Here is a 21,791-nt window from a genome sequence, read left to right as displayed (position 1 = left end):
CGCGCCGGCCGGATCCGGTACGCGGCTCGGGGGCGGCCTGGTCGGGACGGGGACCACCGACCGGAGGTACGGCGGGGCCGGGGCGCGGGACCCCACTGACCGGTCGGGGCGCACCGCTGACCGGGTTCGGGTACGCCGGCTCGGCGGGGGCGGGGCCACCGCGCCGGGCGGGCTCGGCGCCCTCGGCGGGGCGGGGGCCGCTCTCCCGGGCGGGCGCGGGACGGCGTCCCGGTCGGCCGGGCTGGCTCTGCGAGGGGCCGTCCCAACCGGGCCGGACGCCGGGGGCGGCGGGACCGGGCGGCGGGACGGGTGCCCCGCCGGAGACGGGAGCGGCCGGCCCGTCGGGGCGGGGGCCGCCCTGCGGACGGTCGGGGCCACGGTGACCGGGACGCACGGCGGCGGCGGTGCCCGGCCACGGGCCCTCGCCGGGCCGGGGGCGCTGCTCCGGGGCGGCCGGCCAACCCTCGCGCACGGGTGGGGACGCCTGCGGGCCGGCGGGCCGGCCGGGCACGTCGGGCCGGGGTCGACGAGGCGCTTCGGGGCCGGGGCCACCGGCGACGCCGGGCCGCACGGGCGGGCCGTCCGGGCGGGCCGCGCCGGGGCGCGGCGCGCCGGGTGCCTCGGCACGCGGATTCGCCTGACCCGGGCGCGCGGCGGGCGGCGCAACGTCGGGTCGGGCAGCCGGCTGACCGGGGCGAACCCCCGGCGGCGCGGCCTGTGGCCCCGGACCGGCCTGGGCCGGACGCACGGGCGGCGCGGCCGCCGGACGCGGCCCCGCCTGACCGGGACGCCCACCCGGCGGCGCGACGTCCGGACGCGGCGCGGCCTGACCGGGACGCCCACCCGGCGGCGCGACCTCGGGCCGTGGCGCGGCCTGCCCCGGACGCAGCACGGGCGGCGCGGCCTCGGGACGTGGACCGGCCGGCGCGGGGCGTGGTCCGGCGGGCGGCGTCGGGCCACGGCCGGCGGGCGGCGGCGGGACCGGGCGGGGCGGCTCGCCGTCCGGGCCCAGCTCGGTGCGCTGCTGCTTGGCGGTACGCAGGTCGTCGATCCAGCCGAACTCCTCGCCGACCGGCTCCTCGGGAGCCTCCCCGGCCCGGCCCCGTCCCCAGCGCCGCCCCTTGGCGCGAGGGTCGCGCCGCTCGTCGGGACCGTCCTGCGGTCGCTCCCCACCACGCGATGTCACTGCTGACCCTCCTCGACGGCGTCGACGCCGCCCTCATCCGCCCCACCGGCGTGCCCCGTGCCCGACGGGTGACGGCCGTTCACCGCCACCGGCGCCGGTCCCTCGGGACGCGACGCCGGGGCGGGCAGCCCCCGGACGATCCGGCGCAGCAGGGGCAGGCGGGCGGCCACCGACCGCTCCGCGCCGTGCCCGCTGGGCCGGTAGTAGTCGATCCCGACGAGATCGTCGGGAGCGTACTGCTGGGTGACCACCCCGCGCTGGTCGTCGTGCGGGTAGCGGTACCCCGTGCCGTGCCCCAGGCCGCGCGCGCCGGCGTAGTGCGCGTCGCGCAGCCCGCGCGGCACCGGGCCGCCCCGGCCGGCCCGCACGTCGGCGATCGCCGCGCCGATCGCGCTGGTGGCCGAGTTCGACTTCGGGGCGGTGGCCAGGTGGATCACGGCCTGGGCCAGGTTGAGCTGGGCCTCCGGCAGGCCGACGTACTCGACGGCGTGGGCGGCGGCGGTGGCCACCCCCAGCGCGGTCGGGTCGGCCATGCCGACATCCTCGCTGGCGAAGATCACCAACCGGCGGGCGATGAACCGGGCGTCCTCGCCGGCCACCAGCATCCGGGCCAGCCAGTGCAGCGCGGCGTCCACGTCCGAGCCGCGCATGCTCTTGATGAACGCGCTGGTCACGTCGTAGTGGGCGTCACCGTCGCGGTCGTAGCGCACGGCGGCCACGTCGACCGCCTGCTCGGCGGTGGCCAGGTCGATCCGGCCGGTGCCCAGCGCCGTCGCCGAGGCCGCCGCAGCCTCCAGCGCGGTCAGCGCCTTGCGCACGTCGCCGCCGGCGAGGCGTACCAGATGGTCCTCGGCCTCGGTCTCCAGGGTGAGCGCGCCGGCGAGGCCGCGCGCGTCGGTGACCGCGCGGCGCAGCAGGCCGCGCACGGCCGCCTCGTCGAGCGGTTGGAGGGTGAGCAGCACGCACCGCGACAGCAGCGGAGAGATGACCGAGAAGTACGGGTTCTCGGTGGTCGCCGCGAGCAGGGTGACCGTCCGGTCCTCCACCGCGGCCAGCAGCGAGTCCTGCTGGGTCTTGCTGAACCGGTGCACCTCGTCGATGAAGAGCACGGTCTGCGGGCCTCCCGCGCGGCGCTGCCGGCGGGCCGTGTCGATGACCGCCCGCACGTCCTTGACGCCGGCGTTGAGGGCCGACATGGCGACGAACCGGCGATCGGTGGCCCCGGCGACCAGGTGCGCGATGGTGGTCTTGCCGCTGCCCGGCGGGCCCCAGAGGATGACCGACATCGGCGCGCCGCCGCCGACCAGCTGGCGCAGCGGCGCGCCGGGGGCGAGCAGGTGGTCCTGGCCGACCAGTTCGTCGATGCTCGCCGGACGCATCCGGACGGGCAGGGGCGAATCCTGCCCGACCGGGCCGAAGCCGTCGACGCCACCCGGACCCGCGGGGGCGCTGGGCGCCGCGGCGGGTCCACCGAGGGAGAAGAGGGCGTCGGATTCCATCACGAAGACAGTACCGGGCGCGGTCAGCAACGCCCGAGTCGCGCCGCTGACCGCGCCCGCCCTGATCGCTAGCGGTCAGCCACGGCCGGGACGCCGGCCCCGGTACCAGCGGCCGCCGCCACCACCGCGCGGGCCGCTGCCGACCCCGGCGAGGTAGAGCGACAGCAGCAGCAGACCGATCAGCACGAGGGTGTTCCAGTTGAACAGGTCGGGTGCGCCGAAGTTGGTGTTCAGCAGGTCGATCAGGAGCGCGAAGCCGAACACGATGGCCGCGAGGATGGCGAACATGTCAGTGTCCTCCGGTGGGGGTTCCCAGTAGGTCGGCCGGGATGTACCCAATCGGACGAGCCGTCAATCTCCACCCTGGACCGGGCGGGTCGGGTGGACGCGTTCTAGGCTGTTTCCATGATCATCGCCGATCAGGAGCTGGTGGGCCGGGCCGCGCTCCTCGCCGCCACCGGCCACCACCCGTTCGCCCGGCACGTGATCCGCCCCGGCGACCGACCGCGTGGTTGGCGACGCGACGACATGGTGGCGTGGCTGCTCCCCGCCGACGCCGGCCCGGTGGGCGGCGCCATCGGCGCCTGCGCCCCGGCGGTGGAGCTGTTCGCCGCGCTGGTCGCCGAGGGCGCGCTGCGCCCCGGGCAGTGGGTGCAGCTGCCCCGGACCGACCCGGAGACGCTGGCCGGGCGGTTCGAGATCGCCCGCCTCGACGCGTGGGACTTCCTCTGGACCGACACCGCGCCGCCGCGGCAGGCCGACGAGGAGCGGGTGGTACGCCTCACCGCCGCCGACCACCCGGCGCTGGCGACGCTGATCGACGAGGCGTTCCCGAGCACCACGTCCCGCCCCGGCGACCCGGGGATCGTCGACTGGTACGGCATCCGCGACGGTGACCGGATCGTCGCCTGCGGCGCCGACCGCAGCCGGGGCGACGTCGGCTTCCTCGCCGGGCTGACGGTGGCCCCGGACCGGCGTGGCCGAGGGCTCGGGGCGGCCCTGACCGCCGGGATGACCCGTGCCCTGCGCGCCCGCTACGACCAGGTGGCGCTCGGCGTCTACACCGACAACGTGGGGGCGATCCGGCTCTACCGGCGGCTCGGCTTCACCGGCACGCTCGCCCGCAGCTCGCTGCGACTGGCCTGAGCCGCGCCGCCGGAACCGCCCGCCGCTCAGCGGGCGGGTGACGCCTCGCCGACCACCGGAGGGCCGTCCGGGGCGGGCAGCCCCGGCTGGCCGGTGAGGTGGTCCGCCGTTGCCGGCGCCACGGTCGGGCCGTCCGCCCGGAGATCTGCGGCCGGCCGGGCCGTGTCGGGGTCGGTGATCGGCGGGGCGACGCCCGGGTCGGTGCTCGGCGGGAGCGTGCCGGGGCCGCCGGACGGCGCACCGGGGTTCGCGTCCGCCGCCGCGCCGGCCATCCGCTCGGCCCGCCACGCGGGCAGGTAGAGCGGGGCGGCCACGGCGAGCACCACCGCGCCGACCAGCATCGCCGTGCTGACCCCGCTGGTGTCGGCGATCGCGGTGAGCAGCACCGCGCCGACGGCGAACCCGGGCTGTCCCATCATCGAGTTCAGCGAGATCACGCTGGTCCGGTACGGCCCGTCGACCTGGCGGTGCAGCAGGCCCATGTGCAGCGGGTTCGAGGCGCCGTGCACGGCGTAGCAGGTCAGGTAGGCGACCAGCACCCCGACCGGCCCGGCGAACAGCCCCATCCCGACCACGGTGGCGCCCTGCACGACGCGCAGCAGCGCGGCGCTGGCCGCGCCGCCGGGCCAGCGCAGCAGCAGCGGGGTCAGCGCCGCGCCGGCTGCCGAGGCGAGCCAGGCCGCCGAGCTGGCCGGCCCGAGCAGCGCCGCCGCCGCGTCGGCGTCGCCCACCACCTCGGCGAGGCGGACCGGCAACAGCGACTCGAAGGTCACCATGCCGAAGCCCCAGAACAGCTCGACGGCGACCAGGGCGAGCAGCACCCGGGAGCGGCGCAGCAGGCCGAGCGCCTGGCCCACCATCCGGGGCGCCTCGACGACCGACGCCCGCAACGCCCCGACGTCCCGGCGCGGGTGGACCTCGACCAGCAGCACGAGCAGGGCGACCAGGCCCAGCGCCTGCAGCGCGACGGCGACCAGCACGGGCACGGTCAGCGCGCTCACCGGCCCGATCGGTCCGAGGGCGACCAGGCCGCCGCTGAGCAGCGCGCCGGCGCTGATGGACAGGCCGATGACGGTGCCCGCGTGGCCGAGGCCGGGCTCGTAGCGGGCGTCCGGGTCGGCGGCCAGGGTGGCGTCGACGTACCAGGACTCCAGCGGTCCGCTGTCCAGTGCCCGGAAGACCCCCTGCAACGCCCAGACCACGAAGAAGAGGGCGAACGAGTCGGCGACGGCGAACAGGACCAGGGAGGCCAGGCCGAGGCTCCAGGCGGTCAGCAGCACCGGACGGCGGCCCAGCGCGTCGGCGAGCCCGCCGGTGGGCAACTCCAGCGCCAGCACCACCAGCCCCTGGGCGACGGAGACCAGCCCGATCTCCGACAGCGACAGACCGCGCTCCTGCATCAGCAGGATCATCACGGGGATCATCAGGCCGCTGGGCAGCCACCGCAGACCGTGCAGCAGCAGGAAGCGCCGCCGGGCCTGGCGTACGGACAGGGCGTTCATCGTCCCCCCAGCAGGGGGTAGGCGGCCACGAAGACCTGGACCGGCTCGGCGTCGGCCTCGGCGGGGTCGACCTCGTCGTGGTACCGCTGGAGGACCTGCCACAGCTCGGCGTTGAGCGCCGTGAGCCGCTCCGGCGAGATGGTCATGAAGGCGTCGCCCATGCCGAGGGCGTCGCGCCAGGCGGGCGACCAGTCGTGCTGCACCGCGAACCACCGCTCGGCGTGCTCGACCAGCAGCCGCACCTGGTCACCCTGGATCCACTCGATCGCGGCCCGGGCGTCCGGGTCGTCGTCGAAGTCGGTGGGCTCGAAGTTGGTGACGTCGTGCGCGGCCCGCCACCAGCGCTGTCGCCCGCTGGCCAGCTCCGGCGCCTCGGTGACCAGCCCCACCTCGGCGAGCTGACGCAGGTGGTAGCTGGTGGCGCCGGTGTTGGTGCCGAGCAGCTCGGCCAACCGGGTGGCGGTCGCCGGGCCGTCGACCCGCAGCGCGCCGAGCAGCCGCAAACGCAGCGGGTGCGCCAGCACCCGCACCTGCCGGTGGTCGATGCGCACCTCACGGGGCGGCCTGCGGGCCGCCGGACGCTTCTCCATACGATGCACAATATCTGTGCACACTTTCTATGCACAAGAGCTATGCACAATCTCTGTGCATGAAGTGGGTCAGCTCAGGGTTCGAGGAGTTCGCGCACGCCGCGCGCAACCGGGTCCGGAGCAGACCGGCCGCGCGGGACGAGTCGAGGCGTACGTCGGCGGGGCGGACCAGGCCGGTCGCCGCGACGGTCGAGGTCTTCAGCCCGGTCGGGTCCAACCCGAACCGGCGGGCCACCAGCAACCCCAGTTCGGCGCGGCTGACCGCGTCCGGGCCGGCCACGTTGAGCGGGCCCGCGTCGGAGGAGACGGCCAGTTCGAGTACGGCGTCGGCCAGGTCGGTCACGTCGACCGGGCAGCGGAACTCGTCGGTGAAGAGGGTGGCCCGGCCGACCAGCGCGTCCCGGCAGAGCTGGATCTGCTTACTCCCCTCCCCCACGATCAGCGAGGTCCGCACCAGCACGGCGCCCGGGTCCACCGCCCGGACCGCCGTCTCCGCCGCCGCCTTCGCCGCCCCGTAGAAGTACACCGGCGTGGGCGGCTCGTCGTCGCGGTAGGGCGTGGCCCGCCCACCGTGCAGGGCGTCGCTGGACAGGTGCACCAGCCGCGCCCCGACCTCGACGGCCGCGGCCGCCACGTGCCCCGCCCCGTCGGCGGTGACCCGCCAGTCGTCGACCCGGTACGGCGTGCCGACCACGACGTCCGGGCGTACGGCGGCCACGAGCCGGCGCACCGCCGCGCGGTCGGTCACGTCGAGCCGGCGCAGCGCCACGCCGGGCAGCGACACCGGGGTGGCGTGCCACGTCCCCACCACCGACCAGCCAGCCGCGACCGCCCGCCGGCACACCTCACCGCCGAGGAACCCACCGGCGCCCACCACGAGCGCCCTCATCCCACCGTCCATCCGTCCTCCCCGAACGATCGAGAGGTCCGCGTCACTCCGCCGGGGCGGCGCACGACGCGGACCTCTCGATCGAACAGGATCGGGCGGCGGGGCGCCCGGGCGGGTCAGACCGGGTCGGCCACCGGGGCCGCCGGGCCCGCCGTGCCGGCGTGCACGCCGGTCGGGGCCTTCGGCTTGGCGTCGATGCCGGCCTCGGCGCGCTGCTGGGCGGTGATCGGCGTCGGCGCGCCGGTCAGCGGGTCGAAGCCACCCCGGGTCTTCGGGAAGGCGATCACCTCGCGGATCGAGTCCGCGCCGGCCAGCAGCATGCAGACCCGGTCCCAGCCGAACGCGATGCCGCCGTGCGGCGGGGCGCCGTACTTGAACGCCTCCAGCAGGAAGCCGAACTTGTCCTGGGCCTCCTCCGGGGTGATGCCCAGCAGGTCGAAGACCCGCTGCTGCACGTCGCCCCGGTGGATACGGATGGAGCCGCCGCCGATCTCGTTGCCGTTGCAGACGATGTCGTACGCGTACGCCAGCGCACGGTCCGGCGCCTCCTCGAAGCGGTCCACCCACTCGGCGTTCGGCGAGGTGAACGGGTGGTGCACGGCCGTCCAGCCGCCCTCGTCGGTGCGCTCGAACATCGGCGCGTCGACCACCCAGCAGAACGCCCAGGCGCTCTCGTCGACCAGCTTGGCCCGCTTGGCGATCTCGATCCGGGCCGCGCCGAGCAACTCCTGCGCCTCGCGGGTGTTCGTGCTCGCGGCGAAGAAGACCGCGTCGCCCGGCTTGGCGCCGACCGCGTCGGCCAGCCCGGACAGGTGCGCCTCGGAGAGGTTCTTCGCCACCGGGCCGCGCGGCGCGCCGGTCTCGGCGTCGAGCACCACGTACGCCAGGCCCCTGGCGCCGCGCGCCTTGGCCCAGTCCTGCCAGCCGTCCAGCTCCTTGCGGGTCTGCGCCGCGCCGCCGGGCATGACCACCGCGCCGACGTACCCACCGGCGTCGATCGCGCCGGCGAAGACCCGGAACTCGGTGCCGCGCAGGTAGTCGGTCAGCTCGGTCAGCTCCACGCCGTAGCGCAGGTCCGGCTTGTCCGAGCCGTACCGGGCCATCGCGTCGTGCCAGGTGATCCGCGGGATCGGCCGGGAGATCTCGTACCCGGCCAGGTCCTTCCAGAGCGCCGAGACGATGGCCTCGCCGAGGTCGATCACGTCGTCCTCGGTGACGAAGGACATCTCGATGTCGAGCTGGGTGAACTCCGGCTGCCGGTCGGCGCGGAAGTCCTCGTCCCGGTAACAGCGGGCGATCTGGTAGTACCGCTCCATGCCGCCGACCATGAGCAGCTGCTTGAACAGCTGGGGCGACTGCGGCAGGGCGTACCAGCTGCCGGGCTGGAGCCGGACCGGGACCAGGAAGTCGCGGGCGCCCTCCGGGGTGGAGCGGGTCAGCGTCGGGGTCTCGATCTCCAGGAAGTCCCGCTCGTGCAGCACGCCCCGGGCGAGCTGGTTGGCCCGCGACCGCAGCCGCATCGCCTTCGCCGGGCCGCCGCGACGCAGGTCGAGGTAGCGGTACTTGAGCCGAATGTCGTCGCCGGCCTCGACCTGGTCGTCCACCGGCAGCGGCAGCGGGGCCGCCTCGGAGAGCACCTCCAGCTCGCTGGCGGTCACCTCGATCTCACCGGTGGGCAGCTCGGGGTTGTCGTTGCCCTCCGGCCGGCGGGTCACCTCGCCGGTGACCTTGACGCAGAACTCGTTGCGCAGCGCGTGCGCGTCCTCCTCGCGGAAGACCACCTGGACCACGCCGGAACCGTCGCGCAGGTCGACGAAGATGACACCGCCGTGGTCGCGCCGGCGGGCCACCCACCCGGCGAGCGTCACCGTGGTGCCGGCGTCCGTCGCGCGCAGGCTGCCGGCGTCATGGGTACGGATCACGACTTGCGTCTCCTCATCTGCGGTCCACGTCTGATCCCCGCATTCTGTCAGGGACGCCCCGGACCGGCTGGCACCGGGCGGTCACGCCACCCGGAGGACGGGGGGGCCGGCGAACCCGGGTACGGCGACGCGACGGGCCTCGGCGCGTACGGTGTGCCGGGTGCGTGTCGTACCCCGCTGGGCCCTGCTCTCCGCCGCCCTCGCCCCCGTGCTCCTGATCGGTGGCTGGACCCTCGCGGCGGCCCGCCAGCCGGGCGGTTTCGACCCGGTGGCCGGGACGATCAGCGCGCTCGCGGCGCGGGACGCCGCCGACCGCTGGGTCATGACGGTCGCGCTGCTCGGCCTGGGCCTGTGCCACTGCGTCACGGCCGCCGGGCTGCGTCCGGCGCGCCCGGCCGGCCGGCTGGTGCTGGCCCTCGGCGGTGTCGCCACCATGGCGGTGGCCGCCTTCCCGCTGCCCTCCGGGCGCGGCTCGTCCACCCCGCACGGGCTGGCCGCCGCCGTCGCGTTCGGCGCGCTCGCGCTGTGGCCGGCGCTCGCCGCCGGCCGGCGCGCCTCCGGCCTCAGCACCGCGGCGGGTACGGCCTGCGCCGCGCTGCTGCTGGCGCTGGTCGGCTGGTTCGTGCTGGAACTTCTCGCGGGTGGGCCGCGGATCGGGCTGTCCGAGCGGGTCGCGGCCGGGGCGCAGGCGCTCTGCCCACTGCTGCTGGCGGTGGCGCTCGGACGGCGGGCAGCGGCGGGCGCACCCGTGCCGGACCGGGGGTGAGCGCCGCCCGCCCGCGTCATGGTCGGTGAGCACCGCCGTGAGCACCGCCACCGTGCCGGCGGCGCTGCTCGCTCCGGTCGGTGTGGACGCGACGTGGCCGTGTCCCGGCGCACTCGGCCGTGACCGGGCGCCGGACGCGGAGCGGGCCGCCGGGTGACCCGGCGGCCCGCTCGCGGTGTGACGATCAGTAGACGCTGACGCCGTAGCGGCTCAGCACCTCGGTGACCGGCTGGAAGTAGGTGGTGCCGCCGAAGGAGCAGTTGCCGCTGCCGCCGGAGGTGAGGCCCAGCGCGGTGCCACCGCTGAACAGCGAACCGCCGCTGTCGCCCGGCTCGGCGCAGACGTTGGTGCGGATCAGGCCGGAGACGGAGCCCTCGGCGTAGTTCACCGTGGCGTTGAGAGCGGTCACCGAGCCGCTGCGCAGCCCGGTGGTGCTGCCGGAGCGCTGCACGCTCTGGCCGACGTAGGCGTTACCCGAACCGGTGATGTCCCGGTAGCTGCCGTTGTAGAGGTAGACGTTGCCCGGCTGGGTGGTGGTCTGGTTGCTGTACCGGACGATGCCGTAGTCGTTGCCCGGGAAGCTGGTGCCGGACCGGCTGCCCAGCAGCGAGGTCTGGGCGGAGTTGCTGTACCAGCTCGACGAGATGTTGGTGCAGTGCCCGGCGGTGATGAAGTACTTGACACCACTGCTGCTGCGGACGTTGAAGCCCAGCGAGCAGCGTCCGCCGCCGCCGGCGTAGATCGCCTGGCCGCCGGAGATGCGGGTGCTCAGGGTGCCGGCCTCGGCCTCGATCCGGACCGCGCCGCCGGTGCGGGCGGCGGCGGCCTTGACCCGCTCCAGCTTGGCGCCGGTGACGGTGCTGTCGACGGAGACCACGACCTGGTTGGTCGCCGGGTCGGTCCACCACGCGGTGCCCGGGATCTTCGCCGAGCGCTCCAGCTCCGCGGTGGCGGCGTTCAGCACGTCGGCGCCCCGGGTGACGATCTTCGGGGTGGCGCCGGCGGCGCGCACCTGGCGGGCGGCGGCGGCGTCGGTCACGGCGACGACCATCTTGCCGCTGGCGTCGGCGTACGTGCCGGCGGCGCGGTCGCCGAGCCGGTCGGCCAGGCCGGCGGCGGCGTCGGGGGACGCCGGCGAGGCGGGGGCGGCCTGGGCGGGAGCACCGAGCAGCGCGCCGGCGACCAGGGTGCCGGCCATGGCGACGGCTGCGGCGTGGCGGAGCGATGACCTCGTGGGTCGCATGTAACAACCTCCGGAAGGGGGCGACGGGCGGCGTCACGTCAACGCGCCCGATGACATCCCGGCCGACCTGGGGAAATCGACCGAGTGAGGCAAGTATTCACATATTTAAGATCGTGCGCAAGGCATCCCTTTGCCCGAATTCACCCCGCCGCCCCATGTAACCGTGAAGCAACATTGTGGACACAGAGAGTCGTCTATACCATCTGGCCACCGCAGCACGCAGGCACCCGTGAACCGGAGGCCACCCATGACCCTCGTCCGACGCGCGCTGGCCACCCTCGCCGGCGCCACCGCCCTCGTCCTGCTCGCCACCACCCCCGCCGTCGCCGACGCCGGCCCGCCACCGAGCTCGATGGCCAGCCTCGGCGACTCGATCACCCGCGGCTTCAACGCCTGCGGCTGGTACGTCGACTGCACCTCGCGGTCGTTCAGCACCGGTGACCACTCCAGCGTGAACAGTCACTACCTGCGCATCCGCGCGGTCAACCCGACCATCGGCGGGCGCAACCACAACGACGCCCGCAGCGGGGCCAAGTCCGCCGACATGTACGGCCAGGCCGGCACCGCGGTCAGCCAGGGCGTCGGCTACGTCACGATGCTGATCGGCGCCAACGACGCCTGCACCAGCTCCGAGTCGACGATGACCCCGGTGGGCACCTTCCGGGCCAACATCGACGCCGCGCTGAACCGGCTCAAGGCCGGCCTGCCCAACGCCCGGGTGCTGGTCGTCAGCGTGCCCGACATCCACCGGCTCTGGTACGTCGGCAAGGGCAGCGGCAGCGCCCGCAGCGCCTGGTCGCTCTTCGGCATCTGCCAGTCGATGCTGGCGAACCCGACCTCCACCCAGCAGGCCGACGTCGACCGGCGCAACCGGGTCCGGCAGCGGGTGATCGACTTCAACACCCAGCTCGCCCAGGCCTGCGCCGCGTACGGCCCGAACTGCGACTTCGACGACAACGCGGTGTTCAACTACCCGTTCGCGCTGAGCCAGGTCTCCACCTGGGACTACTTCCACCCCAACACCAGCGGCCAGGCGGTGCTGGCCAGCGTCTCGTACGCCAACGGCTTCGGCTGGTGAGCGACGGGTCCGACGCGCGGGCGGTCACCGTCCGCGCGTCGGCGCGCGTCCCTCGGCGTACCCGGGACCGGTCGCGCTACCGGTCGGCCCGGCGGCGCGCCCCCGGGCCGGGGCGCGGCACCACGTCGCGCGGCCGGTCCACCTCGTGCCCCTCGGCGCAGCGCAGCTCGACGTGGACCTCCGCCCCGCAGTCGCGGTGCCCCACCGAGAGCGGCGAGCCCTCCGGGTCGGCCAGGTAGCGGTCCCCCCAGCCGAGCACCGCCACCAGCACCGGCCACAGGTCGAGCCCCTTGTCGGTGAGCCGGTACTCGTGCCGCACCCGGCTGCCCGGCTCCCGGTACGGCTCGCGGCGCAGCACGCCCTGCTCGACCAGGGTGGCCAGCCGGTTGGTCAGCACCTGCCGGGGGACGCCGGTGCGCACCCGCATGTCGTCGAAGCGGCGTACGCCGTTGAAGACCTCGCGGAGCACCACCAGGGTCCACCGTTCGCCGAGGATCGCCATCGCCCGGGCGATGGTGCAGTTCTCCACCGACCAGTCCAGTGCCTCGGGTCTCATACCGACCAGGCTAGGTCTGATTGACAGACTCAGCAACGCGCTGCCAGGCTGGGTCCATGACTCAGACGCAGGACGCGGCGCGCAGCCGTACCTTCTCGTGGTCCGACCCGACGGCCGGCGCGGCGCACGTCGGCCGGCGCGGCGGCCTGGAGCTGCTTCGCGCGATGATCGCCGGCGAGCTGGCCGCGCCGCCGATCATGCACCTGATCGACATGGCCCGGATGGAGGCCGACGAGGGCCGCGTCGCCGTCGAGCTGGTCCCCCAGGAGTTCCACTACAACCCGCTCGGCACCGTCCACGGCGGGGTGATCTCCACCCTGCTGGACACCGCCGCCGCCTGCGCGGTGCACACCACCCTGCCGGCCGGGGTCGGCTACACCTCGCTCGACCTGAACGTGAAGTTCCTCCGCCCGGTCACCGTCGCCAGCGGCACCCTGCGCTGCGAGGGGACGGTGCTGCAACGCGGCCGCCGCACCGCCCTCGCCGAGGCACGACTCACCGACGCCCGGGGCCGGCTGATCGCCCACGCCACGTCGAGCTGTCTCCTCTTCCCCCTCGACCAACCCGCCTGACCCCCCACCCTCCCCCACCACCCCGCACCGCCCGTCCTCACGCCGCACAGGCGCACCGCGCCGAAGTCCGCACCGTCCCGCGCCGCCGCCGCACATGCGAGCAACGCTCGCCCCGCAGGCACCCGCGAGCACGCTCTTTCAGAGAAAGAGTGGCTATGAGACGCGGAATAGCCACTCTTTCTCTGAAAGAGCGGCTATTCCTGCGGCGCGCGGTGGCCCGACGAGGGGTGGTGGGCGCGGTGGTCTGTGGGGGGTGGGTGGGTGGTTAGGCGCGGGTGGCGAGGCGGGCCTCGCGGGCGGCCCGCTTCTCCTCGAAGCGGGCGGCCGAGCGCTCCAGGCCGTCGAGGTGGGCGGCGATCTCGTCGCGGGCGACCTCGCCGTCGGCGTCCAGGCCGGTGACGTTGAAGACGTCCCACTGCCGCAGCACGGGCACGACCACCTCGTCCCGGTGCTGGCGCAGGTCGTAGATGCCGGCGAGGGCGATCGCCACCGACTTGCGGGCGAAACCCTCGATCCCGACGCCGGGCATCTGGAAGTCGGCCAGCACGTCGGCCACCGCCCGCATCGCCTGGCCGGGAGCCAGCTCGAACGCGGCGCCCAGCAGGTTGCGGTAGAAGACCATGTGCAGGTTCTCGTCGGCGGCGACCCGGGCCAGCAGCGCCTCGCAGGCCGGGTCGGCGGTGGCCCGCCCGGTGTTGCGGTGCGAGATCCGGGTGGCCAGCTCCTGGAACGACACGTACGCCAGCGAGTGCAGCACCTCGTCGCCGTGCACGTTCTCGTAGCCGGCGGACATGTGCGTCATCCGGGCCCGTTCCAGGGCCACCGGGTCGACCGCCCGGGTCACCGTCAGGTAGTCGCGGATCGCGGTGCCGTGCCGCCCCTCCTCGGCGGTCCACCGGTGCACCCAGGTGCCCCACGCGCCGTCACGCCCGAACAGGGTGGCGATCTCGTGGTGGTACGAGGGCAGGTTGTCCTCGGTGAGCAGGTTGACGATCAGCGCCGTACGGGCGACGTCGGGGATCGTGGAGTCCGTCTCCGACCAGGGCTCGCCGCCGAGCGGCCCGTCGAAGGTGCGCCCGTCGCTCCACGGCACGTACTCGTGCGGGAACCACTCCTTGGCCATGGACAGGTGCCGGTCGAGGTTCTTGGCGACCACGGGTTCGAGTTCGAGGAGCAGGGCGGTCTGGCTCAGCGGCGCGGTCATCGGCATCTCCCTACGGTGGCGTAGCTTACGCCACCGTAGGTCGCCGTCGGCGTACGCGCCAGTAGCAACGGCCCTGTTCACCCCCCGGCGATACGCAGCCAGAACGAGGCCGGCAGGTGGTGCTCGGTCAGCCCCAGCCGCCGCCACAGCGGCGCGGCCACCTCCCGCAGTGCCGGGTCACCGGCGACGAACGCGTTCGGCAGCTCGACCTGCCAGCGATCGCCCCCGGCGAGCAGGAACGCGGCCAGCAGGTACTGCTCGTTGTAGTGCCGGTGACGCCACTCGGGCGGGTAGTCGCGCGGCAGCATGATGTCGTGCACCTGCACCAGCACACCGGGCCGGAGCCGGGGCAGCACCTCGAAGAAGAACACCGTCACGTCGGAGCCCATGAAGCTGCGGTGCGAGCCGTCGAAGAACACCACGTCGCCCGCCTCCAGCGTGTCGAAGACGGCCAGGTCGGTCCGCTCCAGCGGGGAGCGCACCACCTCGTCGCAGAGCACGTCCACGCTGGCCCGTGGCGCCGGGTCGATCGAGGTGATCCGGGTCCGCAGCCCGTGGTCGCGGATCGCCCGGCGGGCGAACTTGGTGGAGTTGCCCGAGCCGATCTCGACGTAGCGGCGGGGGTCGCCGTCGGCGAGGAAGCCGTACAGGGCCAGCGCGTCCAGCGGTGGCAGCCACCCGTTGACCCAGTACGGCGCGCCGGAGTCGAGATCGTCGCGCAGCGGGACGGCGGCCAGGTGGTCGGCGTAGGTCAGGAACCCCCGCAGCCGCTCGGCGTACCGGTCCCGTCCGCGGTCCAGGAGCGCGGTGAGCGCCGGATGGTCGGGGCGGCCGTGGCCGAAGCGCGGCTCCGGCCGGACCGGGAAGTCCACGAAGATCGGCCGGCGCAGCCCGAACGCGGAGAGCACCAGGCCGTGCAGCAGCGGCCGGCGTTCCAGCCGGGCCAGCGGCCCGGCGAGGAACGGCCACGCGGCCAGCACCTCCAGCCCGGAGGCGGTACGCACCGCGCTGCGCAGCCGGCGGGTGAAGCCGCGTACGCCGCCGCCGGTGACCCGTCGCGGGGCGCGCAGCCGGCTGGTGGGGGTTTCGGAGACGCTCATGACGGGGCTCCTTCGAGTTCGTCGACGGGGACCGGGGCGGGGACGGGGCGGCGTCGGCCGGTGACGCCGAGCAGGCCGAGCACGACGCCGGTCGAGCCGATGTCGCCGACGGTCAGCAGCACCCGGCTCAACGCGACGAGGGTGACCAGGTCGGGGCCGGCGACCAGGGTGGCCAGGGTGACCGCGAGGACGACCTCGCGCACGCCCAGCCCGGTGGGCATGACCACGGCGAACAGGCCGGCCACCACGGAGAGGGCGAACCCGCCGACCCCGACCCCGAGGGCCCGTCCCGGGTCCGCGCCGAGCGCGACGGCCAGCACCGTGATGTGCAGCCCGCTGATCAGCCAGCCGAGCAGCATCAGCGCGGTCGCGCCGAGCAGCGTCGCGCGGGCCGGCAGCAGCGGCCCGGTGCCCTCGCCGCCACGGCGCAGCAGGCGGGCCGCGAGGCCCAGCAGCCGGGTCAACAGGCGGGGCGCCAGCACCGGCGCCAGCGCGGCGGCGCCGGCCGGCAGCAGCAGCCACCACCAGCGGCTCTGCGCGACCAGCCAGGGCAGCGCCAGGATGCCGACCAGGACCCCGGAGACCGCCGCCAGCCCCTGGGTGACCAGGAACGCGGCGGCGAGCCGGGCCGGTGGCTGGCGCAGCGGACGGGCCATCGCGGCGTGGGCCACCGCGGGCCAGACGCCGCCGGGCAGGTACCGGGTCAGACCGGCGAGGAAGAAGACCCAGGTCGCGTCCCGCAGCGACAGCCGGCTGCCGAGCCCGGCCAGGAGCAGCCGCCAGCCGAAGAACCCGGGTACGCCACCGACGGCGGCCAGCACACCGGCGGCGAGCGCGGTCGGCCAGCCGACCGTACGCAGGCTCTCCCCCATGCCGTGCCGTACCCGCCAGACCTGCCAGCCGAGGAAGGCCAGCACGGCGGCGTACCCGACCACCCGCAGGACGGCCCAGAACCGCGCCCGGGTCACCGGTCGCCGCCGAGGGAGAGGGTGCTCTCCTGCATCCGGTGGTCGGACATGCCGTCCACGTCGCGCAGCCAGTAGCGGTGCACCGTCCAGTCGGCGGAGACGAACGTCCAGTCCAGCCGCCACCACCGCTGTCCCCCGATCGCCCAGGACCGCGGGTACGCCGACCCGCTGGCCCGGCCGGCGTCGGTCAGCCGGTCGGTGAGCCGGTCCAGGTCGGCCATGGCCGGGCTGGTGTTCAGGTCGCCGGCCACCACGGCGGGCAGCGGGTTGCGGTCCAGGTCTGCGGCGATCGCGTCGTACTGGACCTGGCGGCGCTGGAAGAACTCGTGCCGGCGGCGGTGGAACGTCGCCCGCAGCGGGCTGCTCAGGTCCAGCGGCACCAGGATGTGGGTGTTGTAGACCGAGACGGTCCGGGTCCCGATCCGCAGGTCGGTGCGGAGCGACTTGACCTCCCAGTAGTCGGTGCGCCAGTCGGAGCCGGGCGGCGGGTCGGCCGGCAGCGCGGTGACCCCGACGATCGGGAACCGGGTCAGCGTGACCAGCTCGCCCCGGGCGGCCACCTGGTAGCCGGGGAACTCCCGGCGCAGCCGGGCCAGGTCGGCGTCGCGCGCCGCCGGGTCGTCGGCCGGCTTGTACTCCTGCAACAGGTAGACGTCGGCCCGGCGGGCGGTCAGCAGGGCGTAGAACCGGTCGGGGTCGTCGTCGTGGTTCCAGACGGTGGTGTTCCAGGAGACCAGCCGCAGCGCGTCGGCGGGCGCGGGCGGCGGGGTGCGCAGCACGGCGGGATTGAACCCGGACAGGTCGGCGCCGAGCAGCAGCGCCGCGACGGCCAGCAGCGCCACCCGCCGCCGGGCCGGCCCGGCCGCCAGGGCGAGCAGGAGCAGCAGCGCGGGCACGAGCACGAACGCCGGCGGCGGCACCAGCTCCGGCAGCAGCCAGCGCCACCAGCGGCCGCTGAGCAGCCGGTGCGCCACCACGAAGGCCACCCAGGCCCCGGCCAGGAACAGCAGGGCGGCGCCGATGCGGCGACGGGTCGGGGACGCCGGCGGGTCCGGGGTGGCGGCCGGGGGCGCGGCGGCGGGGTGGGGCGCCACGACGGCGCTCACGCGGCGGCCGTGGTGTCGTAGAGGCGGCGGAAGCGGCGGGAGACCAGCCACTGGACCAGCCCGACCGCCACCCCGACCCCGATGGTCAGGTTGACCAGCAGGTGCATCGCCGCGTACGCGACGGTGTAGGGCAACCCTCGGGTGCTCCGGACGAACCGGTACATGCGGGCGTCGCTGGCCAGCCAGAGCACCAGCAGGAGCAGGGGCAACGCGGCCCATGCCGGGCCGGCGAGCAGCGGCAGCGGGGTGGTGGCCGCGGCCAGCCAGGCGGCCAGTCCGGTGCCCGACTCGGCCGAGGTGACCACCCCGGCCACCCGCCGCCGGTCCAGGAAGAACGGGATGTGCACCCGGGTGCGGGTGAACACCTTGGACAGGGCGATGCGCAGGGTGGCGTCGTCGTCGTGCCGGCCGATCACGGTCGAGGTCATCCGCACCTCGTACCGGTCGGTCAGCCGCTGGCCCACGTCGGCGCCCTCGCTCTGGGTGAGCCTCGGGTTCCACGGGCCGACCTCGGCCCAGACCCGGGCCGGCACGGCCAGGATCGCGGTGGCGAGGAAGCCGGTGATGTTGCCCTCGGCGAGCCGGTACCACCAGTGCCGGTAGAGGTTGCGGTAGTCCTTGACCAGCCCGCCGGGCAGCAGCGGGACGGTGTCGTAGTTGCCGCAGACCGCGCCGACGCCCGGTTCGCGGTCGAGGATCGCCACGGCGGTGGCGACGGCGTCGGGGGCGAGCGCCACGTCCGAGTCGACGAACATGAGCACCTCGCCGCGCGCGGCCTGCGCGCCGATGTTGCGCGCCACCGACGGTCCGCTGTTGACCGGGGTACGCAGCACCCGCACGTCGAAGGACTCGGCCACCGCCACCGAGTCGTCGGTGCTGCCGTCGTCGACCACGATCACCTCCAGCGGCCGGTGGGTCTGCGCGTCGAGGGCGGCCAGGCAGAGCCGCAGCGTGGGCGCGTAGTTGTAGTTGGGCACGATCACGGAGACCAGCGGCGCGGAGCGCACGTTTCACCAACCTTTCGTCTCGACCGGCCGGACGGCCGGGCGGGTGCGGCGACGGGACGGGCCGAACGACGGGTCCACCACGGCGCGGGCGGACCCGACCAGCGCGCCGGCGATCAGCGCGAGGTTGACCAGCAGGTGCGCGCCGACGCCGAGGCCGAGCAGCCGCCAACCGCCCCGGCGGCGCAGCAGGGCGAACAGCGGCCGGTCGGCGGCGACGAAACCGGCGAGGCAGAGCAGCGGCAGCACCGCCAGGCCCGGGTGCAGGAGCCCGGCGGGCAGGGTGAGCGCGGTCAGCCCGGCGGCGGCCACCCCGGCGGTGGGGTTGAGCACGAGTCCTCGGGGGCGGTACCGGTTGCGCAGCGAGAACGGGATCAGCTGGGCCCGGCGGTACTGCTCGTCGAGCAGCGGCGCCAGCCGGTCCGCCTCGTCGTGCCAACCGCGTACGGCGTCGCTGAGCCGGATCCCGTAGCGGGTGAGCAGCCGCTCGCTGTACTCGTCGTCCTCGGCGCTGCGCAGCGTCTCGTCGAAGCCGCCCAGGTCGTCCAGGACCCGACGGGGCACCGCCGCGAGGGCGAAGATCGCGCTGTCCACCGGTCCGGCGGCCCGGGTCAGCGCGGCGTGCAGGTGCAGCACCCGGTAGCGCTCGACCGGGCCGTCGTCGATCAGCGGCTCGGGGGCGTACACCCCGTAGACGCAGCCGCAGTCCGGGTGGGCGGCCAGTTCGGCCAGGGCGGCGGCGATCGCGTCCGGGGCGAGCGCGACGTCGGAGTCGAGGAAGAAGACCACCTCGGCCGTGCCGGCGGCCACCCCGGCGTTGCGGGCCGCCGACACCCCGCCGTTGGTCGGCAGGACGACGAGGCGGCAGCCGGACTCGACGGCGATGGCGCGGGAGTCGTCGGTGCTGCCGTCGTCGACGACGATCACCTCGACTGGGCGGTGGGTCTGCGCGTGGACCGACGCCAGGCAGCGGCGCAGGGTCTTCGCCGCGTTGTAGACGGGGACGACGACCGCGACGCTCGGTGCGGCGTTCACGACACCTCCGGCAGGGAGATCAGGGCCTGTTGGGCACGGTGGTCGGAGAGCCCGGCCGGGGCGCGCAGCTCGTACCGGTGCACCCGGACCGCCGGTGAGGTGAGGGTCCAGTCCAGTCGCCAGAGCGCGGGCAGCCGGCCGTCCGGCCAGGTGGCCGGGTAGCCGGCGGCGGAGGCGTCGGCGGCGTCGCGCAGCCGGTCCCGCAGCGGCCGCAGGTCGCCCATCGCCGGGGTGGTGTTGAAGTCGCCGCCGACGAGCACCGGATGGGGGTTGGCGGCCACGTCCGCCTCCAACGCCCGCAGCTGGGCGCGGCGGGCGGCGTCCCGCTCGGCGACGAAGCCGAGGAACCGCCGCGGGGCCAGGTTGAGCTGCACCGGCAGGTGCACGTTGTACGCCGAGAGCACCCGGTCGCCGACGGCCAGGTCGGTCCGCAGCACCTTGGCGGCGGCGAACACCCGGCCGGAGTCGGCCTCGGCGGGCAGGACGGCGTCCGGGCCGACCGGTGGTCGGGCGAGCACCGGGTACCGCGACAGCGTCAGCAGCTCGCCCCGGGCCACCACGGTGTACCCGGGGAACACCGCCCGTAGCCGGGACGGATCGGGTGCCGGACGCGCCCCGCGCAGCCCCGCCGTGGCGTCCCAGTACAGGTGCTCCTGGAGCAGGTAGACGTCGGCCCGCTGCGCGACCAGGAAGCGCAGGAAGGCGTCCGGGTCGTCGTCCTGGTCCCAGTACCCGGTGTTCCACACCAGCACGCGGAGCGCGTCGGCGGGCGGTGCGACCCGCCCGCCGGTGAGGGCGTACCGGTTGAGCCCGGCATCCGGCAGGCCGAGGCCGAGCGCGAGAGCGGCCGCGGTCAGCACCACCGTGCGGGGGCGCGACGGCACCGGCCGGCGCAGCAGCCGGGCGGCCGGGACGGCGAGCGCCAGCAGCACCGGCACCAGGACGTAGGCCACCGGGGGCAGCAGGTCGGGCAGCAGCCAGAACCACCAGCGCCCGGTGAGCAGCCGGTGCAGCGCGGTGAGCAGCAGCCAGCCGAGGGCGACGGCGACGAGCAGCCGGGTGCCCGGGCACCACCGGGTCCGGGCCGTCGGCGCGGTCGCCCGGCCGCCCGCCGCCGACCCGACAGCGCCGACGACCGGGGGCGCGGCCGGCCCGACGGCACCGGACGCGGCGGCGACGACCTCGGGCACCGCCGGACCGACAGCGCCGGAGGGGGTCGGGCCGACGACCCCGGGCACCGCCGGACCGACAGCGCCGGACGCGACCGGACCGACGACCCCGGGCACCGCCGGACCGACGGCGCCGGACGCGACCGGACCGAGAGCGTCGGGCGGGGCGGGGCCGTCGGACACGGCCGGATCGGCGGCCCCGGGCGGGGTCGGGTGCGCTGCGCTCACGCCGGCACCCGCCGCGGCTGCGGCCCGCCGTCGTAGAGGCCCCGGAACGAGCGGGAGGTCAGCCACTGGACGGCGCCGGCCGCCGCGCCGCCGGCGATGGCGAGGTTGAGCAGCCACTGCACCCCGAGGAAGACCAGCAGCAGGCCGGGGCCCCGGCGGCGCAGCACGAACCGGTACATGCCGGCGTCGCTGGCCACGAAGGCCACGGCGAGGGCCAGCGACGGCGCCAGGCCGACCGGCCCGAGCAGCAGCGGCAGGGGCAGGGCCAGGGTGGCGAGGAAGGCGGTGACGCTGCCCCACATCCGGGCGGCGGTCTCGAATCCCTGCGCGGCCCGGCGGCGTCGGGCGTACAACGGCATCCGCAGCCGGCAGCGGTGGAAGACCTTGCGCAGCAACGGCCAGAGGAGGTGGTCGTCGCGGTGCCGGCCGTGGATGGCGTCGGTGAGCCGGATCGGGTAGCGGGCGCTGAGCCGCTCGCCGTACTCGACCTCCTCGGTCTGGCGCAGTCCCTCGTGGAACGGTCCCAGCTCGGCGAAGACCCGCGCCGGCATCGCGCACAACGCGCTGAACAGGAAGCTGACGTCGCCCAGCGCGCTGATCCGCCAGTAGTGCGCCTGGAGGCAGCGACACTCCTGCACCAGGCTGTCGCGCACCAGCGGGGTGTCGTCGAGGGTGCCGCAGATCGCGCCGGCGTCCGGGTCGTCGCGCAGCAGCCGCACCACCCGCTCGACGGTGTCCGGCGGCACCTGCACGTCCGAGTCGACGAAGAGCAGGATCTCGCCCCGGGCCCGGGCCGCGCCGATGTTGCGGGCCACCGACGGGCCGCTGTTGCGCGGGGTGGACAGCACCGGCACCCCGAGGGACCGGGCCACCCGCAGCGAGTCGTCGGTGCTGTGGTCGTCCACGAAGATGATCTCCGTCGCGGCGTGCGTCTGGGCGAGCAGCGCCGGCAGCGTCAGCGGCAGCGAGTCGGCGTGGTTGTAGTTGGGCACGATGACGGAGACCGTCGGACCGGGCGACGTCATGGT

General features: G+C 75.3%; 20 protein-coding genes. 4 read left to right on the top strand and 16 right to left on the bottom strand.

Annotated features, from left to right (window positions below; all coding sequences use genetic code 11):
- Nucleotides 1-1,182: 1,182 nt before the first annotated feature.
- Together GA0070614_RS26225 and GA0070614_RS26220 are read right to left on the bottom strand one after the other, a co-directional pair.
- Entirely contained in the window at nt 1,183-2,685 is a 1,503-nt protein-coding gene (locus tag GA0070614_RS26225; RefSeq protein ID WP_088978455.1) for a replication-associated recombination protein A, read from the bottom strand.
- A 75-nt stretch (nt 2,686-2,760) separates the two neighbouring features.
- Nucleotides 2,761-2,973 carry a hypothetical protein gene (locus GA0070614_RS26220; protein ID WP_088978454.1) on the bottom strand — a complete coding sequence of 71 codons (213 nt, stop codon included), beginning with the start codon at nt 2,971-2,973 and terminating at the stop codon, nt 2,761-2,763.
- A 117-nt stretch (nt 2,974-3,090) separates the two neighbouring features.
- Between GA0070614_RS26220 and GA0070614_RS26215 the strand changes: the two genes are divergently transcribed.
- Complete coding sequence (locus tag GA0070614_RS26215; protein ID WP_088978453.1) at nt 3,091-3,831, top strand: GNAT family N-acetyltransferase; 741 nt, start codon at nt 3,091-3,093, stop codon at nt 3,829-3,831.
- Nucleotides 3,832-3,857: 26 nt separating this feature from the next.
- Here GA0070614_RS26215 and GA0070614_RS26210 read toward each other — a convergent pair whose 3' ends face one another.
- The 4 genes from GA0070614_RS26210 to aspS all read right to left on the bottom strand — a co-directional run bounded on the left by GA0070614_RS26210 (nt 3,858) and on the right by aspS (nt 8,734).
- Complete coding sequence (locus tag GA0070614_RS26210; protein ID WP_088978452.1) at nt 3,858-5,333, bottom strand: MFS transporter; 1,476 nt, start codon at nt 5,331-5,333, stop codon at nt 3,858-3,860.
- Nucleotides 5,330-5,923 (bottom strand): winged helix-turn-helix domain-containing protein, encoded by a 594-nt coding sequence (locus GA0070614_RS26205; protein WP_088978451.1) that lies wholly within the window; start codon nt 5,921-5,923, stop codon nt 5,330-5,332. Before GA0070614_RS26205 ends, GA0070614_RS26210 begins: the two co-directional genes overlap by 4 nt.
- Before the next feature lie 40 nt (nt 5,924-5,963).
- Nucleotides 5,964-6,812, bottom strand: a complete 849-nt coding sequence (locus GA0070614_RS26200; protein ID WP_088979682.1) for an SDR family oxidoreductase — start codon at nt 6,810-6,812, stop codon at nt 5,964-5,966.
- Nucleotides 6,813-6,928: 116 nt separating this feature from the next.
- Nucleotides 6,929-8,734 carry an aspartate--tRNA ligase gene (gene aspS / locus GA0070614_RS26195; protein ID WP_088978450.1) on the bottom strand — a complete coding sequence of 602 codons (1,806 nt, stop codon included), beginning with the start codon at nt 8,732-8,734 and terminating at the stop codon, nt 6,929-6,931.
- Between the two features lie 160 nt (nt 8,735-8,894).
- On the opposite strand from aspS, the gene GA0070614_RS26190 reads away from it, so the two are divergent.
- Entirely contained in the window at nt 8,895-9,500 is a 606-nt protein-coding gene (locus tag GA0070614_RS26190) for a DUF998 domain-containing protein (protein ID WP_088978449.1), read from the top strand.
- A 184-nt stretch (nt 9,501-9,684) separates the two neighbouring features.
- On the opposite strand, the gene GA0070614_RS26185 is transcribed toward GA0070614_RS26190, so the two are convergent.
- Nucleotides 9,685-10,743, bottom strand: coding sequence for a S1 family peptidase (locus tag GA0070614_RS26185; protein ID WP_088978448.1), 1,059 nt, complete (start codon nt 10,741-10,743; stop codon nt 9,685-9,687).
- Nucleotides 10,744-10,990: 247 nt separating this feature from the next.
- On the opposite strand from GA0070614_RS26185, the gene GA0070614_RS26180 reads away from it, so the two are divergent.
- Nucleotides 10,991-11,821, top strand: a complete 831-nt coding sequence (locus GA0070614_RS26180; RefSeq protein WP_088978447.1) for a GDSL-type esterase/lipase family protein — start codon at nt 10,991-10,993, stop codon at nt 11,819-11,821.
- A gap of 76 nt (nt 11,822-11,897) precedes the next feature.
- Here GA0070614_RS26180 and GA0070614_RS26175 read toward each other — a convergent pair whose 3' ends face one another.
- Nucleotides 11,898-12,377 (bottom strand): winged helix-turn-helix transcriptional regulator, encoded by a 480-nt coding sequence (locus tag GA0070614_RS26175; RefSeq protein ID WP_088978446.1) that lies wholly within the window; start codon nt 12,375-12,377, stop codon nt 11,898-11,900.
- Nucleotides 12,378-12,433: 56 nt separating this feature from the next.
- Between GA0070614_RS26175 and GA0070614_RS26170 the strand changes: the two genes are divergently transcribed.
- On the top strand, nt 12,434-12,949 hold the full coding sequence (locus GA0070614_RS26170) for a PaaI family thioesterase (protein WP_088978445.1): 516 nt from the start codon (nt 12,434-12,436) through the stop codon (nt 12,947-12,949).
- A 265-nt stretch (nt 12,950-13,214) separates the two neighbouring features.
- Here the strand turns inward: GA0070614_RS26170 and GA0070614_RS26165 are convergent, their stop codons facing one another.
- The 8 genes from GA0070614_RS26165 to GA0070614_RS26130 all read right to left on the bottom strand — a co-directional run bounded on the left by GA0070614_RS26165 (nt 13,215) and on the right by GA0070614_RS26130 (nt 21,788).
- Nucleotides 13,215-14,153 carry an acyl-ACP desaturase gene (locus GA0070614_RS26165; RefSeq protein WP_088979681.1) on the bottom strand — a complete coding sequence of 313 codons (939 nt, stop codon included), beginning with the start codon at nt 14,151-14,153 and terminating at the stop codon, nt 13,215-13,217.
- Nucleotides 14,154-14,230: 77 nt separating this feature from the next.
- Nucleotides 14,231-15,253 (bottom strand): class I SAM-dependent methyltransferase, encoded by a 1,023-nt coding sequence (locus GA0070614_RS26160; protein ID WP_088978444.1) that lies wholly within the window; start codon nt 15,251-15,253, stop codon nt 14,231-14,233.
- Nucleotides 15,250-16,221: a lysylphosphatidylglycerol synthase domain-containing protein gene (locus tag GA0070614_RS26155; protein WP_157745093.1), complete on the bottom strand. Its 972-nt coding sequence runs from the start codon at nt 16,219-16,221 to the stop codon at nt 15,250-15,252. Before GA0070614_RS26155 ends, GA0070614_RS26160 begins: the two co-directional genes overlap by 4 nt.
- Entirely contained in the window at nt 16,218-17,327 is a 1,110-nt protein-coding gene (locus tag GA0070614_RS26150) for an endonuclease/exonuclease/phosphatase family protein (RefSeq protein ID WP_088978443.1), read from the bottom strand. The genes GA0070614_RS26155 and GA0070614_RS26150 overlap by 4 nt, the downstream gene beginning before the upstream one ends.
- Nucleotides 17,324-18,334, bottom strand: a complete 1,011-nt coding sequence (locus GA0070614_RS26145; protein WP_088978442.1) for a glycosyltransferase family A protein — start codon at nt 18,332-18,334, stop codon at nt 17,324-17,326. The genes GA0070614_RS26150 and GA0070614_RS26145 overlap by 4 nt, the downstream gene beginning before the upstream one ends.
- A 3-nt stretch (nt 18,335-18,337) precedes the next feature.
- A complete protein-coding gene (locus GA0070614_RS26140; RefSeq protein WP_088978441.1) occupies nt 18,338-19,366 on the bottom strand; it encodes a glycosyltransferase family 2 protein in 1,029 nt (342 codons plus the stop codon).
- Nucleotides 19,363-20,763 carry an endonuclease/exonuclease/phosphatase family protein gene (locus GA0070614_RS30350; protein WP_157745092.1) on the bottom strand — a complete coding sequence of 467 codons (1,401 nt, stop codon included), beginning with the start codon at nt 20,761-20,763 and terminating at the stop codon, nt 19,363-19,365. Before GA0070614_RS30350 ends, GA0070614_RS26140 begins: the two co-directional genes overlap by 4 nt.
- Nucleotides 20,760-21,788, bottom strand: a complete 1,029-nt coding sequence (locus GA0070614_RS26130; RefSeq protein WP_088978439.1) for a glycosyltransferase family 2 protein — start codon at nt 21,786-21,788, stop codon at nt 20,760-20,762. Before GA0070614_RS26130 ends, GA0070614_RS30350 begins: the two co-directional genes overlap by 4 nt.
- Nucleotides 21,789-21,791 lie beyond the last annotated feature (3 nt).

This window comes from Micromonospora coxensis (assembly GCF_900090295.1).
Lineage (GTDB): Bacteria > Actinomycetota > Actinomycetes > Mycobacteriales > Micromonosporaceae > Micromonospora > Micromonospora coxensis.
The sequence above is the reverse complement of the archived record's forward strand: the minus strand, read 5'-3'. Positions and strand labels throughout refer to the sequence as shown.